This window comes from Streptococcus sp. 27098_8_186 (assembly GCF_041432055.1).
Classification (GTDB): domain Bacteria; phylum Bacillota; class Bacilli; order Lactobacillales; family Streptococcaceae; genus Streptococcus; species Streptococcus dentalis.
The window spans coordinates 133,104-147,922 of sequence record NZ_JAPVYV010000002.1 but is presented as its reverse complement, the minus strand read 5'-3'; the positions used below and the strand labels follow the sequence as shown (position 1 = coordinate 147,922).

At 42.5% G+C, this 14,819-nt stretch carries 15 protein-coding genes; 2 read left to right on the top strand and 13 right to left on the bottom strand.

Annotated elements, in window-relative coordinates:
- Positions 1 to 142: 142 nt before the first annotated feature.
- The 10 genes from O3602_RS03510 to O3602_RS03465 form a co-directional block, all read right to left on the bottom strand.
- Positions 143 to 823, bottom strand: coding sequence for a TIGR02206 family membrane protein (locus tag O3602_RS03510; protein WP_003011786.1), 681 nt, complete (start codon positions 821 to 823; stop codon positions 143 to 145).
- A gap of 13 nt (positions 824 to 836) precedes the next feature.
- Positions 837 to 1,523: a YwaF family protein gene (locus tag O3602_RS03505; RefSeq protein WP_151378899.1), complete on the bottom strand. Its 687-nt coding sequence runs from the start codon at positions 1,521 to 1,523 to the stop codon at positions 837 to 839.
- A gap of 25 nt (positions 1,524 to 1,548) precedes the next feature.
- Positions 1,549 to 2,250 carry a TIGR02206 family membrane protein gene (locus O3602_RS03500; protein WP_003011768.1) on the bottom strand — a complete coding sequence of 234 codons (702 nt, stop codon included), beginning with the start codon at positions 2,248 to 2,250 and terminating at the stop codon, positions 1,549 to 1,551.
- Between the two features lie 29 nt (positions 2,251 to 2,279).
- Positions 2,280 to 2,891, bottom strand: coding sequence for an NUDIX hydrolase N-terminal domain-containing protein (locus tag O3602_RS03495; RefSeq protein WP_003012322.1), 612 nt, complete (start codon positions 2,889 to 2,891; stop codon positions 2,280 to 2,282).
- Entirely contained in the window at positions 2,881 to 4,251 is a 1,371-nt protein-coding gene (gene murF, locus O3602_RS03490; protein ID WP_371611156.1) for a UDP-N-acetylmuramoyl-tripeptide--D-alanyl-D-alanine ligase, read from the bottom strand. The genes O3602_RS03495 and murF overlap by 11 nt, the downstream gene beginning before the upstream one ends.
- Positions 4,252 to 4,525: 274 nt before the next feature.
- Positions 4,526 to 5,572: a D-alanine--D-alanine ligase gene (locus O3602_RS03485; RefSeq protein WP_151378901.1), complete on the bottom strand. Its 1,047-nt coding sequence runs from the start codon at positions 5,570 to 5,572 to the stop codon at positions 4,526 to 4,528.
- A gap of 76 nt (positions 5,573 to 5,648) precedes the next feature.
- Positions 5,649 to 6,245: a recombination mediator RecR gene (recR, locus tag O3602_RS03480; RefSeq protein WP_003002450.1), complete on the bottom strand. Its 597-nt coding sequence runs from the start codon at positions 6,243 to 6,245 to the stop codon at positions 5,649 to 5,651.
- Between the two features lie 10 nt (positions 6,246 to 6,255).
- Entirely contained in the window at positions 6,256 to 8,307 is a 2,052-nt protein-coding gene (pbp2b, locus tag O3602_RS03475; protein ID WP_371611155.1) for a penicillin-binding protein PBP2B, read from the bottom strand.
- Positions 8,308 to 8,447: 140 nt separating this feature from the next.
- Entirely contained in the window at positions 8,448 to 9,080 is a 633-nt protein-coding gene (locus tag O3602_RS03470) for a DUF421 domain-containing protein (protein ID WP_004219793.1), read from the bottom strand.
- Positions 9,077 to 9,529, bottom strand: coding sequence for a DUF3290 family protein (locus tag O3602_RS03465; protein WP_003011710.1), 453 nt, complete (start codon positions 9,527 to 9,529; stop codon positions 9,077 to 9,079). The genes O3602_RS03470 and O3602_RS03465 overlap by 4 nt, the downstream gene beginning before the upstream one ends.
- Positions 9,530 to 9,664: 135 nt before the next feature.
- Between O3602_RS03465 and O3602_RS03460 the strand changes: the two genes are divergently transcribed.
- Both O3602_RS03460 and O3602_RS03455 read left to right on the top strand, forming a co-directional pair.
- Positions 9,665 to 10,492 (top strand): exodeoxyribonuclease III, encoded by an 828-nt coding sequence (locus O3602_RS03460; RefSeq protein WP_049497221.1) that lies wholly within the window; start codon positions 9,665 to 9,667, stop codon positions 10,490 to 10,492.
- Positions 10,493 to 10,503: 11 nt separating this feature from the next.
- On the top strand, positions 10,504 to 10,890 hold the full coding sequence (locus O3602_RS03455) for a VOC family protein (protein WP_003011764.1): 387 nt from the start codon (positions 10,504 to 10,506) through the stop codon (positions 10,888 to 10,890).
- A 193-nt stretch (positions 10,891 to 11,083) separates the two neighbouring features.
- On the opposite strand, the gene O3602_RS03450 is transcribed toward O3602_RS03455, so the two are convergent.
- The 3 genes from O3602_RS03450 to O3602_RS03440 all read right to left on the bottom strand — a co-directional run bounded on the left by O3602_RS03450 (position 11,084) and on the right by O3602_RS03440 (position 14,796).
- Positions 11,084 to 13,051 (bottom strand): peptide ABC transporter substrate-binding protein, encoded by a 1,968-nt coding sequence (locus O3602_RS03450; RefSeq protein ID WP_371611154.1) that lies wholly within the window; start codon positions 13,049 to 13,051, stop codon positions 11,084 to 11,086.
- 264 nt (positions 13,052 to 13,315) lie between these two features.
- Positions 13,316 to 13,939 carry an endonuclease III gene (nth, locus tag O3602_RS03445; protein ID WP_004219781.1) on the bottom strand — a complete coding sequence of 208 codons (624 nt, stop codon included), beginning with the start codon at positions 13,937 to 13,939 and terminating at the stop codon, positions 13,316 to 13,318.
- Positions 13,940 to 14,103: 164 nt separating this feature from the next.
- A complete protein-coding gene (locus O3602_RS03440; RefSeq protein ID WP_024055895.1) occupies positions 14,104 to 14,796 on the bottom strand; it encodes a 5'-methylthioadenosine/adenosylhomocysteine nucleosidase in 693 nt (230 codons plus the stop codon).
- Positions 14,797 to 14,819 lie beyond the last annotated feature (23 nt).

The following is a 14,819-nucleotide window of genomic DNA, read 5'->3' as shown; positions in this document are numbered from 1 at the left end:
ATTCATCTCTACATCGGATTTCTCCTCAATTTCTCTATCTGTCCTATTATAGCGAAAATAGGCACTTTTTTCAACGATGATTCTTCCTTGAGAGCAAAAAGAAAGACCAAAATCCGTCGATCCTAGTCCTCTTCAATCATGGTTATTTTCTCACTTTAACCCGCTCACTTCTGCGACTGAAGAACTGATTAAAGAGTAATAAAGCAAGGGCTAAAATACTGGATACAACCAGATAATTAAGCCACACCTTATCCCCTCTCATAATCGGAGGTCGGGCCATCAAGCCATAATTTCCTCCTGTCAATTGATTGACTCCAACCAGGAATAAATCTAAGGCAAAGGTATAGAGAACAATCTGACTATTTTTTAAGAGATTTCGATCATACCATCTCAAGAGATAAATCAAGGAATTGATGAGGAGACAGTAATGTCCGAGGAGGAAAGAAAAGCTCGTAATATGAGGGAAAGTATAGGGATCAAAGACTGGATAGCCTAAAGCAAAGATGGCTCCACTCACTCCCATCAAGGCAAAGAACTGTTTGCTTTTCCAGCGGTCTGGTAAAAACAAGACCGCAAACATGGCCAAGCGGCAATGATAAAATGGTAAGCTATTGGACCAAGGAATGTGGTAGGCAAAATACCAAAGATACAAGCAAATTAACTGGAAGCCTTGTAAATATTGAAAGCATTTGCGAAATTGCTCATTCTGATAATATCGAAGTGACATCATAATCGCTGTCACAATTAACAAGACCATCACACTATACCAAAGTGCTGAGATTGCTGGTGGTGCTGTTGATTCTGTAGTGAAAAAATGATGCATAAAATCTCCTTATTTAAACAGATTTAGGTATTCTTCTTTTCTTACTGTACTGAACGATCGTATTGATGAAAATCAGTGTCCCCGTCATGAGTACCGTCACGATTAAATAGTTGAACACAAGACCATGGTCACCGATCACAGGAGGGCGACGCATAAAGCCGTAGTTTCCACCTGTTGCGAGATTGGCAAGCTGAATAATGGCATTGACCCCAACAGTCATCTGACAGATTTTCCAAACAGACCCTTCTTCCACCTGGTAGGATTGAACCAGATAGATCAAACAGTTGGCCAGGAGAGCCCAGTGACCAAAGACATTGTTGATCGAGGAAACGTGAGGAAAAGGGTAGGGATAAAAAACAGGATGAACCAAGGCCATAATGGAGCCAAAGACTCCCAAGAGAGCAAAATATTGTTTGAAGCTGCCCTTGGGCGCCAAAAGAATGATCCACATGGCCATCCGGCTATGATAGAAGGGAAGACTCTCTGAAAAAGGCAAGCGAGCAGCTAGATACCAAACATTGATAATGAGCAACTGAATCAATTGCCCCCAATACCAAAAGTTTTGGTAGCCTTTAGAGTGAGCAAATCGAATGGACAGAACTCCCACTACCACTAATGAAGTCGGCAATAAGAAATACCAGACCCCCAATTGAGGAGGGGCCGTTGGTTGACTGGTGAAAAATAAGTCCCAAAGTGTCATGATTTCTTTCCCTTTTCTGCTCTTTTTATTCTGAACGCGAAACTATACTCTCTTCGACCATCTTGTATTTGTATTTATAGCGTTGATTGACCAAGCAAATACCAGCTACCATCACGATGCTGACCAAGAGGTAGTTCAAGAGAGCACCGTGGTCTCCAATGATTGGTGGACGCTTTAAGAAGCCGTAATCTCCTTTCGTCAAAAGGTTGACCAAGAAAATCAAGGCATTCATGCCAAAGGTGATCTTAACAATTCGTAGGCTGTCTTGCTTTTCCGACTGATAAAAATCTTGCAGGTAAATCAAACTATTAGCAAACAAGGCCCAGTGGCTAAAAATTAGATTGAGCACAGTGATATGAGGGAATGGGAAGGGATCAAAGGCTGGATAAACCAGGGCCGCAATCGATCCCAAAACTCCCAAGAGAGCAAAATATTGCTTGATATAGGTCCCTTTAGGGGCAAAGAGAATCACCAACATGGCCAAGCGGCAATGATAAAAAGGCAAATTATCCGTCAAAGGCATGTGGGCAAGAATATACCAAGCATTGATGGTCAAGACTTGGATCAACTGTGCCCAATACCAAAAGCGTTGGTAGCTTTTAGACTGCGCATATCTGATGGAAAAGTAACCAACCACCAACAAAGATGCTGGCAGAATGAAATACCAGAGACCAAACTCAGGCGGGGCTGATTTTTGGTTCGTAAACAATAAATCCCAAAGTGTCATTTTATATCCCTTTAATTTATAGATCGTTTTTAATCACAATACAAATCTCGTTTCCCATCATAAACCTCCCAAAGGAAGTTCAATTGTTCTTCTGTATTGCGCTTGGTAGAAAGAGCAGGCATTTTCTCTCTCTCAAAAAATGCAAGGTCGGAAATTTCCTGATTCTGTTGAAAACTTCCATCCAGCAATTCACATTCAAATACCAATTTCACATATTGGCGGCTTTGCAATTGGTAGCGATTGGTATCAAATACTGCCAACAAGCGATTGACACGTGCTACATAGCCCGTTTCTTCTTGGATTTCCTTTAAAATATTTTCTTTAGGAGAATAGCCAACCTCACCAAAACCACCCGGCAAAGCCCAGGTCTCTTCTCCCTGACCTTTCACTAAACAAAGTTTGTCATCTTTGACAATCCAGGCCCTTACATCAATCAAGGGAGTGTCGTAATGGTCTGTCGGACGAAACAAATCCGATAATTCTTGTGGATTCAGATCAGTCGCTTCTCTGACAAGATCCTGTAAAATAGCACGAATATCCTGGTAGCGCTCTTGATCAAATGGATCTTTTGAGAACGCTAAGCCTGTATTGGTGATTGAAATCAAGCGCTGAATGTTCTTTAGTACATTACTACTCGCCATTCTCTATCTTCTCTACCAATTTGGCTAGATTCATAGAATTGCTTCCCTTGATGAGGATTTGGTCCTGCTCTTTTAAGCTCTCCTTGACTTGTTTGACCATGTCCTCAAACTGATCTTCCTCAGCTGTCTTCTTGAAATAATAGACATGTCCGAGTGGGAACATCTGACTCGCTAACTGAGCCAATCCTGCAATGTCTTGGCCGTAGAAAATAACCGTATCCAAGACATCTGGCGAGAGGTTGAGAATCATTTGGTTGTGCAGATCTACAGATTGCTCCCCTAGTTCTTTCATATCCGCCAGGACGGCTAATTTTCGACCTTTTGGATTGGCAGGAATAGTTGAGAAGGTTTCTAAAATTAGGCGCATGGCCGTTGGATTGGCATTGTAGACATCGGATAGGATATCCGCTCCGTTGCTGGCCTTCTTCCATTCTGTCCGGTTGCGCGTTAATTGCAAGGTTTCAAAACTATCACGAATCGCAGCTTCGCTCACTCCTTCTTGCAGGGCAACATAAGCTGCAATCATGGCATTGGTCGCATTGTATTTTCCTGTTACTGGAAGATCGATCGCTTCTTCTAAGAAATTCGCTCGGAAAGTTAAGCTATCCTTTCGCTCGATTAACTCGGTAATAAAAATCTCCTCGTCTGGACCAAAGCGAACGACTGTTTGATTTTCAGGAAGGTAGGCATCGACGATCGGATCAGCTGGAACTACCAGAAGGCCACCTTCTGGCATCCCGTCCGCAATCTGGAGTTTTCCTTTTGCGATCTCACTTCGATCTTTGAAGAATTCCAAATGGGCTTCCCCAATCAAGGTGACAATAGCAGCTTTTGGATGCGCCAGTTCTGACAAGAGATGGATATCTCCTAGATGGTCTTGCCCCATTTCAAGGACGAGTTTGTCCGTCCCTTCTGGCATATGCAAAACCGTATAAGGAAGACCAATTTCGTTATTATAGTTTCCTTGTGTTTTATAGGTCAGGTAGGTGGTGGACAAAAGCTGTGCCAACATATCTTTTGTGGTGGTTTTACCATTTGACCCCGTCACTGCAAAAACATCTACTTTTGTCTTTTGAAGATAGGCTGCAGCTAGTGTTTGAAAAGCGCTCAGCACATCTTCCACCAAAATATAAGGGTGCCCTTCGACCACTTTCTCTGAAAAAGTGGCTACGGCTCCGTTTTCAAAAGCAGTCTCAATAAAGTCATGACCATCACGCGCTCCCTTTAAGGGAACAAACAGGTCTCCAGGCCCAATCAAACGGCTGTCAAATTCCGGCTTGACGAGAGCCACATCTTCAAATTGGCTGATATCATTTTTTGCATGTACTAGATGAGCAACTTCATGTAATGTGAGATTCATATCCGACTCCTCAGTTCTCCGTAACGTTCTCAAAGATTTGGACGCTCCTATCAAATTCTTCTCATTATACCATATTCTAGACCACAAAAAAAGTGGCTGGGACAGAAGTCCTAGCCTCTTGATTGTTTTTGGATTGTCGAGCAAGACGCAGTGGTTGAGTGGGCTCTACTAAGCTGATTTCATCAGCTTTTACAGCCCTACTCAACTGTGCGGAGGTGGGACGACGAAATCGAATTCTAACGAATTACCGATTTCTGTCCCACTCTCTCTTTTCTTACAACAAATGCGCCTCGTGTTTTTGGAAGACTTCTTTTCCAAGCTCTACTAACTTGGTGATCAAATCTGTATAGTTGAGTCCCATATTGTCCCAAAGTAGAGGATACATAGACCATTGGGTAAATCCTGGCATGGTATTGAGCTCGTTTAAGAAGATCTCTCCTTTATCGGTATAGAAGAAATCACAACGCGCTAAACCTAGACCACCGATCGCACGAAAGGCTTTTTCTGCGTTGGTCCGCATGGTTTTCACAACCTCAGAATCCAATTGAGCTGGAATCGCCATGGTAATTTTGTTGTCGATGTATTTGGCTTCATAATCATAGAAGGCCACATCTTTCACAACTTCACCTGGCAAGGTACTCTTCGCATCATAGTTTCCAAGCAGTCCAACTTCTATCTCACGCGCATTGACTCCTTGCTCTACTATGACACGGCTATCGTATTTAAAGGCTAACTCGAGAGCAGTCCGAAGCTCTGTTTGGTTTTCAGATTTTGAAATCCCCACACTTGAACCCATATTGGATGGTTTGGTGAAGACAGGATAAGAGAGAGTCGCTTCAATTGCAGCAATTTTCTCTTCCACGTCATCGCCTTCCACTACAGCTACATAAGGAACTTGTGGAATCCCTGCGGACTCCAAGACCCGTTTGGTCGTGATCTTGTCCATCGCAACACTGGAAGCTAGGATGCCACAGCCAACATAAGGCATCTTCAAGACTTCTAAGAATCCTTGAATAGAGCCATCTTCTCCCATTGGTCCATGAAGAACTGGAAAGACTACTGCTCCTTCCTTGTAAATCGCAGATGGTGCCACTTTTTTAGACCAGTCCACTGTATCATTGGTCATCAATTTCTCATCATCCGCTGGTTTCTCTTCAAACGCTTGCGTCTGGATGAAATCTCCTGACTGCGTAATAAAGTAGGTTTGAACCGAAAATGCTTGGTAATCAATCGCACGCATCACGCTTTCTGCTGAAAGAACAGATACTTCACGTTCTGCACTACGTCCACCATACAACAGGATTAAGTCTTGTTTACTCATAGTTGCTCCCTAATTGTTCCCTTGATTTCTTACTTGATAGTATACCACAATGATAGCCCTTTCGAAAGAACTTCTCTTATAATTCTGTCCGATTTTCAATCGCGCGAAGCAAGGTCACTTCGTCCGCATACTCGATATCGGCTCCAACTGCCAGTCCCCGTGCCAAACGGGTCACTTTGATCCCTGCTGGCTTGAGCACACGCGAGATATACATAGATGTCGCTTCCCCGTCTGCCGTCGCATTGGTCGCAACAATGACCTCAGTGACTGTTCCATCCATCAAGCGACTGATCAAACTCTTGAGATTGATGTCATCGGGTCCCACGCCATTCATGGGCGAGATCAAGCCATGCAAGACATGATAGCGACCGTGGTATTCCTGGATATTTTCCATAGCAGATACATCCCTGCTATCTTCTACAACAAGAATGAGGGATGGATCCCGCGTTTCATCTCGACAAATCTCGCAGGTTTCTTCATCGGTTAAATTGCCACAAATACTGCAATACCCCAGCTCGCGCTTGGCATTCAGTAAATTCTTGGCAAATTCATTGACATCATCATCTGACATACCAATGGTGTAAAAAGCCAGACGAGTCGCTGTTTTGATCCCAATTCCTGGCAACTTCGAATAGCTGTCAATTAATTTTGCAATAGGTGCTGGATAAAGCATAGTTTCCTTTCTAATTCATGGGGTGTTTCTGATTGTATAAATTAATAATGTCACGCGTAATGGAATGACTGACCGTCGCTTGTAGATTGGTATTATGTGGAAAAACCACCGCTACCGCAATCTTTGGATTGTTTGATGGTGCATAAGCCACCACATTGGTATTAATGGCTTGTTTGCCTCCATCGACTGTGGTTTCGGCCGTACCGGTCTTGGCACTAATAGAGACACTAGCACCTTGACCGACGGTTTTCCCTGTCGTCAACCCACTCGTACCATTGGCAACTTGGTAGAATCCTTGCTTAATCAAGGCCATGTCCTCTGCTGAGATATGTACCTGATTGAGCTCCTTGGTTTCGATCGCTTTTTTCAACTGACCAAGGCCCCCTTGATCATTATTGTCATAGATGCCTTCGACAACATGAGGACTCACCCGCTTCCCATCATTCGCTACTGTTGCCGCATACTGGGCCAATTGCATCGTCGTATAGTTGTCAAACTGACCAAAGGCATTTGTCAAATAATTGCCGACTGTGTAGTCTTTTGGAACAAAACCGGTCGATTCATTGGGAAGGTCAATCCCCGTTGTCGTTCCAAGACCATACTCTGCAAAAGTAGAACGGAGTTTTTTCATAGCAGGGTCTACTTGATCCACTTGTAAGGTCATATTGGGAGTGTAAGGTTGCCCCATCATCTTAAGGGCAATTTGGACCATATAGGTATTAGAAGAGTATTCCAATGCTTCTACCGCATTGATGGAACGACTACCGTATTGGGTAAACCAAGAATTGATAGGAGCTGATCCTGCAAAAACAATCGGCTGATCGGTCAGCACCTGATTCCCAGAAATGGCTCCATTTTCCCATCCAGAAGTCAAGGTTGCTCCTTTGACCACGGATCCTGGAACGAAGACGTTGGTGACTGTTCCCAACGCATCTGCTGATAGATCTTGACTACCAGCCTGGTGTTTAATCCCTGCCATGGCAAGGACCTTCCCTGTATCGGGCTCCAGAGCTACAGCATAGACACCTTCGGAGTAGGTCGCATTTCCAGCTTGCAACTCTGCGCTAAAGGCGGAGCGAAGGATATCTTCCACTCCTTTTTGGAAATCCAAATCAATCGAGAGCTTGAGGTTTTCTCCTTTGGCCCCTTTTGAAACATCGACCACTTTCTCCATGTTGCCATTTTTATCTAGGAGAATTTCTTTTTCACTGCGTTTTCCTTGAAGGACATTTTCGTATTCTTTCTCCAAATAAGAGGTACCAACCCGGTCATTGAGAGCATAGCCTTTTTTGACATAATCCTCAACCTCTTCTGCTGGAAGCCCCGCCTGCTCGGTCGATACGTTTCCAATAATAGAAGCTAAAGGAGTGTCCAAAACCTTGCGGTCCCAGCTAGTCGTGATGGCAATTCCCGGAAGGTCCTGACTGTCCGCAGCGATGGTCGCAATCTGTTCAGCTCCTAGTGCTTGTGTCGAAATAATCCCCGTCGCAAAATTCTCTACCGCATTCATCTGGCTATAGAGATAAATAATCTTTTTCTCATCATCTGTATAGCCGAGTTTTGAAGGGTCGATACTATCCACTGCCGCTTGATAAATCTTGGCTTCCGGCAGGCGGTTGCCATCGGTATCAAATTTCTTTTTCTCAGGCAGGTGTTCCACGACCTCTTGGTAGACCTTGGTATTGGCTAGATAGTAATCCACTTCTTGCCGTTCGGTTACCTGAGGATTTTCTACGTCGACATACTGTAAGAGTTTCCCAGCTGTCTCTCGCATTTCTTGGGCCGTCATTTTGCGATCGCGCGTAAAAGTCAGGACCTGTTTGCCCACATTTTCCACCAAGGGCTTACCAGAAGCATCATAGATTTGCCCTCGCACACTCCCTTGTTTGACCGTCTTTTTCGTAGCTTTTGCCAATTTATCCGTATAGTAGGCTTGGTGAGTGATCTGCATATAGCCAAGTCGGGCAATCAGCACCAAAAAAAGAAGGCAAATCAAACTAAACAGCAGGTAGAGTCTGCGTGTAATCGAATGATTCTCAAACTTCCGTATTTTCTTCTTCATGAAATTTTCTATCCTTCTTTTCTAATGAACACTTACCTTCCATTTTACTATTTTTCCCAGAGTATCTCAAGAAAAGGAAGAGCCCTTTCCTGGAATTTTATAAAGAAAAAAGATTGGACAGGCTCGCCCAATCTCTTTTTCTAATAGGTCACAACATTGATCTTGCCTTTGTCATACTCGGCAATGAAAATGTCCAAAACGTTGTCATAGCCTTCTTTTTCCAATTCAGCCAACAACCACTCTTCACTTTTCCCAATTGTTTCCAAAATTTCAAGCTGAACCACTCCATCCGTAATAATCGGGTATTTAGGATTCTCATCCCCCGCACGGACAACGATCAATTGACCATTTTGTTCAATAACAGCGCGCTTCACATCTTTTAATTGAAAAATCCCTTGTCCACGTAGTTTCAAAGCAACATCTGAAGCAGAAAGTCCTTTGGAACGACACGCTTCCGGATCCAGTTTCCCATTTTTAATGATGACAGTTGGTTTTCCATCAATCAAGTGCTTCATAAAACGAACATTGGTATTGAGCCATTTTAAGAGCAAGATCAAAATAGTCCACATTAAGAGAATCACAATGTATTGAAGAATGGTAATGGAGCTATTGTAGATGACCCCACCAATAATGCCCCCAAGAACAAAGTTCTGTATCTGGTCTACTGCAGAATTTGGTGCTAAGTTTCCTTTCCCGGTCACATTGATGACAAATACCAAGGAAATCAAGCCCAAAGCTAATTTAATCAAGATGTTTAAAAAATTTACTATCATTTGTTCACCTCCACAAGTTCCACGTCTGTTTTATACAGATCCATCTTTTCTAATAGGTAGCTATCTGGGTCAGAGCCTGCGATAGCCCGGTAATAAACCTCTCCAACTTTCAGGATCGCCCCATCTGTGGCTGCTGAAGTATTGACATAGACGTCTTCTTTTTTGACATCCAACTCCTTTGAGATGACCTCAATAAAATGCAGAGACCGTTGAAATTGGTCATTATTACTTTGGCTATTTTGGAAACTGCTGATGCCGATCAAGACCACTGCAACCAGAGTCAAAATCGAGATAATGGATAATTCACGGAATTTGCTATCGTGCTTATCCCGATAAGCTTTCACCGCAAAAAAACCAGTCAGTAGAATGAGCAAACCAGAGATCCCAATGGTCACCCAATTTTGCTGACTGATCTGACTCAATACATAATCATAAGAGTAAAATTTCATAATGAACTCCCTTTCTCCAAATGAATTCAAGCTATTATAATGTATTTCAGAAGAGAATTCAAGGCATTCTAATCAGAAAAAAATATATTTTTTGTTATAATAAAGTAATCTATCATGTCAAGAAAAGGAAATACAATGAAACTCATTTCATGGAATATCGACTCGCTTAATGCTGCATTAACTAGTGATTCAGCACGCGCCAAACTCTCTCAAGAAGTCCTCCAAACCTTGGTTGCTGAGGATGCGGATATCATTGCCATTCAAGAAACCAAGTTATCCGCCAAAGGTCCTACTAAAAAACACCTCGAAATCCTTGAGGAGCTCTTCCCTGGCTACGAAAACACCTGGCGCTCTTCTCAAGAACCGGCTCGTAAAGGCTACGCTGGAACCATGTTCCTCTATAAAAAAGAGCTCACACCCGTTGTGACTTTCCCAGAGATCGGAGCCCCTTCGACCATGGACTTGGAAGGTCGGATCATTACCCTAGAATTTGATAAATTTTTCGTTACTCAGGTTTACACACCAAACGCTGGTGACGGACTCAAACGTTTGGAAGAACGTCAAGTTTGGGATGTCAAATATGCTGAATATTTGGCTGAATTAGACAAAGAAAAACCTGTCCTTGCAACCGGTGACTACAACGTTGCTCACAAGGAAATCGACCTCGCCAACCCAGCCAGCAACCGCCGTTCACCAGGATTCACAGACGAAGAACGCGAAGGATTTACAAATCTTTTGGCTAAAGGATTTACAGATACCTTCCGCCATGTCCATGGTGATGTCCCAGAACGCTACACTTGGTGGGCACAACGTAGCAAGACATCAAAAATCAACAACACAGGCTGGAGAATCGACTACTGGCTCACAAGTAACCGTGTGGCAGACAAAGTTACCAAGTCAGATATGATTGACTCAGGCGCTCGTCAAGACCATACACCAATTGTATTAGAAATTGATTTGTAAGGATGTTCTTTATGAATTTCAATGCAGTGATTCCTGAGTTTATTGTATCGAATTTAGAGCAGTCCCGTTCCTTCTACTGTGATTTACTGGGTTTTACCATCGAATACGGGCGACCAGAAGAGAACTTCCTTTTCCTTTCTCTCGAAGATTGCCAGCTAATGATAGAGGAGGGGACAAAGGAGGAGCTAGCTGAACTGACCTATCCATTTGGTCGTGGAGTCAATATCTCCTTTGGCATAAAAGATGTCCCTAGACTCTATCAAAAATTGCTAGAATCTAACTATCCTATTCATCGTCCATTGACCAAAAGAGAATTTCGTGTTGGTGAACAGTATATCTATCCTCATGAATTTTCAGTTTTAGATCCAGATGGCTATTTTTTAAGATTTAGTGAATAGAATGATCATCACCCGTCTATGAGCTATACCCAAAAATCTATTATTTGGAGTACAGTTCAATAGCGGGTGATTTATTTATCTTTCATCTTAAAAAATGAGACAGACTGACTTTCGAGACATTAAAAAAAAACGGAGCCTTCACATGACGGCTCCGACTTTTTTATCTTCATTGATAGACCAATGATTGATTTTTTTATTTTTTCTTCTCAATGTGATCTTTGAGATCTTCTTGAGCTTTTTTATTGGATTCGGCTTTTTTCTTCAACCATTCTTCTTTGGCCTTGTTAAAGTCTTTTGTGGTGACAACATCTTTAGACATTTCAAGGTATTTGTAGAATGTTCCTGTTCCTTTTGTACCAACCCATGAAGCCGCACGGCTGTATGGTACGGTCCGTTGAAGCATTGGAGAACCACCATTTGAGACAGTTGGAAGCGTAATCGAGCTATCTGTCAACCAAGCTTGCGCTGCTGCATATTTTTCATAGCGTTTTGCTTGATCCAACAATTCAGCATCGGCGTCTTTCAACATGTTAGCGTATTGATCCAACCCAACTGTTGCAATGGCTGGGTTGTTTGAACCTGCATCAATACCAAGATAGTAGAAGACAGAACCATTTACTGGACTGATACTTTCTAGATAAGTCGAAGGATCTTGGTAGTCAGGTTGCCATCCACCGCCTGAGATATCGTAGTCTCTTGCAGCAGCTGTATCGCTGAAGTAAGTGATATTTTGGAAATCATCATCCGATACCTTTTGAAGATCCACCACAACATTGTCTGCACCAAGCGCTGACTCTACAGATTGTTTGAAGGAGCTCGCTTGTTGGACCATGCTGTTGTCCACTTGGCTGACAATGTAGTCCAAATGAATTGGGAATTGAACTCCTTGTTTTTGCAATTCAGCTTTGGCTTTCGCAAATGAAGACTTGGCTTTTTCTGGGCTATACAGGCTTGTTTGACCATCGTCCAGATTCACACCCTTCCATTGATCACCATAGGTAACCAATTGTTTTTCAACGACTTTACCAAAATCTTCTCCATTGACTTGGACATAATTTGGTGGTACCAAGGTGCTACGAAGGGTATTTTCAGCCGCATCAGATCCAGATACTTGTGCCGCATATGATTTGCGGTCAAAGCCAAAGTTTACCGCTTGACGGAAATCCTTATTCAAGATTGCTTTCTTAGTAGAAGCTTTTTGTTCATCCGTTGTTTTGGCTGTGTGATCATACTTTTGACGGTCCAAGTTGAATCCAAGGTAGTAAGATGTTCCCAATTGCAAACCGTAGACAATGTTGTCACCAAAGTTTTTCTTGACACTCTTATACGTCGAACTGTTTGGCATAACAGAGGCAAAGGAATATTGACCTTTTTCAAAGTTCTTAATGATAGAATCTGGGTTTGATCCATCGTTAAAGGTCAATTTGACATGATCGATATGAACATTTTTTGCATCGTAATAGTCTTTGTTTTTGACCAATTGAATCTCAGATTTTGAAGTCAATGATTTCAAGTAATATGGACCATTGTATAAGATGCTACTAGGTTTCAACGAACCAAAATCTTTTCCTTGAGATTTCAAGAAATCTGCATTGACTGGGAAAAGAACACCTGAAGTTGTTTTGGAGTTCCAGAAACTTTCTGGACGGACCAAGGTATATTGGATGGTGTGGTCGTCTAAAGCTTTGACTCCAACTGTTTTAAAGTCCTTCGTTTCTCCTTTTACATAGGCATCCAAACCTTTGATCGAATTTTGAATCAAGAAGAGACCTTCTGATTTTGACTCAACCGCGTGTTTGATCCCTGTAACAAAGTCTTGAGCTGTTACAGCACCATACTCTTCACCCTCACTTGTATACCATTTGGCATCCTTACGAAGTTTGTAAGTATAGGTTAATCCATCTTCAGAGACAGTCCAATCTTCTGCTAGACTTGGCACAAAATTTCCGTATCGGTCGTTTTCAAGAAGACCATCTACAAGGTTACTTGTGATATCTGAAGTCGTTGTACGAGTTGCAGCGATGTAATCCAAGGTATTTGGATCCGCTGAATAGACGAATGAGTAGGTTGCTTGATTGCTACTACCACCGCCACACGCTGCTAAGAGGAAGGCACCTGCAACAGAAACTCCTGCAAGAGCTAACAGTTTTTTTGCTTTCATCACTATCTCCTTATGTTAGATTTTCTACCATTATACACTATTTCTTAAAAAAAACCAAATTTATTTTAAAAAAGTTCGTTATTTCTGAATGAATATAATAAGATGTCAAGAAAAGCATTTTGAAATTGATCTCAAAGATGCTGGATAGGCAAGTCTTATCACATACCATTACAGACTTGTAAAACCTCATCTTTCAATCCTTTTAATAAATATACGTTTCAGCGAAAAAAGAACCTCTGCTCTTTCGAGCAGAGGAACTGATTCCTAATCAAAATGATAGAGTTGTGGGTACTGGTCACATTCAGGATTTTTGGGGTGGCAGATAGCCCGCCCAAAATAAATCATGGCTTGATGGGCAGCTAGCCATTCGCTCTTTGGTAGAACATCCATGACCCGCTTTTCAACTTCCAATGGCGTCGCTGATTTCTTGACAATATCATGGTGCTTACAGATTCGCTCTACATGGGTATCGACGGCAAAGGCTGGAATTCCAAATCCTACACTCATAACCACATTAGCTGTTTTCCGACCAACTCCTGCAAGGCTTTCTAACTCTTCGCGAGTCTGAGGGACTTTTCCATCAAAGTTGTCTAGCAATTGTTGGGCACATTTTTTGAGAAATTTAGCCTTATTTCGATAAAGGCCTAATTTAGAAATATGCTTGGCGATATCGGCTTCACTGGCTGCTGCCATGGCTTGTGGGGTTGGAAAAGCCGCAAACAAACCTGGTGTCGCTTTGTTAACAGCTGCATCTGTCGTCTGAGCCGAGAGCATGACTGCTACTAGTAATTCAAAATGATTACGAAAATCCAGACTTGGCTTGGCATCTGGAAAGAGGGCGATAATTTCTTCAATCACATGACGTGCCCGTTTCTTTGATAAAACCATATTCTCTCCTTTACATTACTAGTCTTTATTATAGCATGAAAGCTCCCTATTTCTGAAAGATTCGGCTTCAGAAAAAAAGAAGTGGAACGAGAAATGAAATTGAATCATACTTCATTCCTCGTCCCACTTCTACCATTAGATATTCCTAGGCTCTATTGTTTGTTTTACACCAATCTCTTCAAGAAAGTAATTAAGGTTTGAGCAGAGCGCTCGCCAGCCTCTACGATAAATTCATCAAAAGAGATATTGGCTGCGTGATCTGCCGTATCACTCATAGCTCGAATAACCATAAAGGGACGTCCAGCTGCGTGAGCGGCTTGGGCAACGGCTGCCCCTTCCATCTCAACTGCCAAGACTTCTGGGAAATGCTCCCGAATCGCTGCGACTTTTTCTTCACTCGCGATAAAGCTATCTCCTGTTGTGATCAAGCCTACATGTGTGGTTGCAGCTTCTTCTTCCAGAACTTTTTTCATTTCTGATACGAAATAGCGACTGGATTCAAAGTAAAGCGGTTGGCCTGCCATTTGACCATACTTGTAGCCAAAGGCTGTTACATCCACATCATGATAAGCCAATTTGTCCGCAAGAACGATATCTCCAACAGCCATCCCTGGGGCAACGGCACCTGCAGAACCCGTATTGATAATGGCTTCCACCTTAAAATCATTGGCCAAGACTGCTACACTCATAGCAGACATGACTTTTCCGATACCACTTTCAACCAAAACGACCTCATGGCGTCCAATTGATCCTGTATAGTAGACTTTTCCAAGACGCAGATGCTTTTCCCCATTTTCAAGGGCTTCAACCAAGATCTTCAACTCCTGGGGCATGGCTGCAATAATTCCAATTTTCATGTCATTTCTCTCCTTGTGACGAC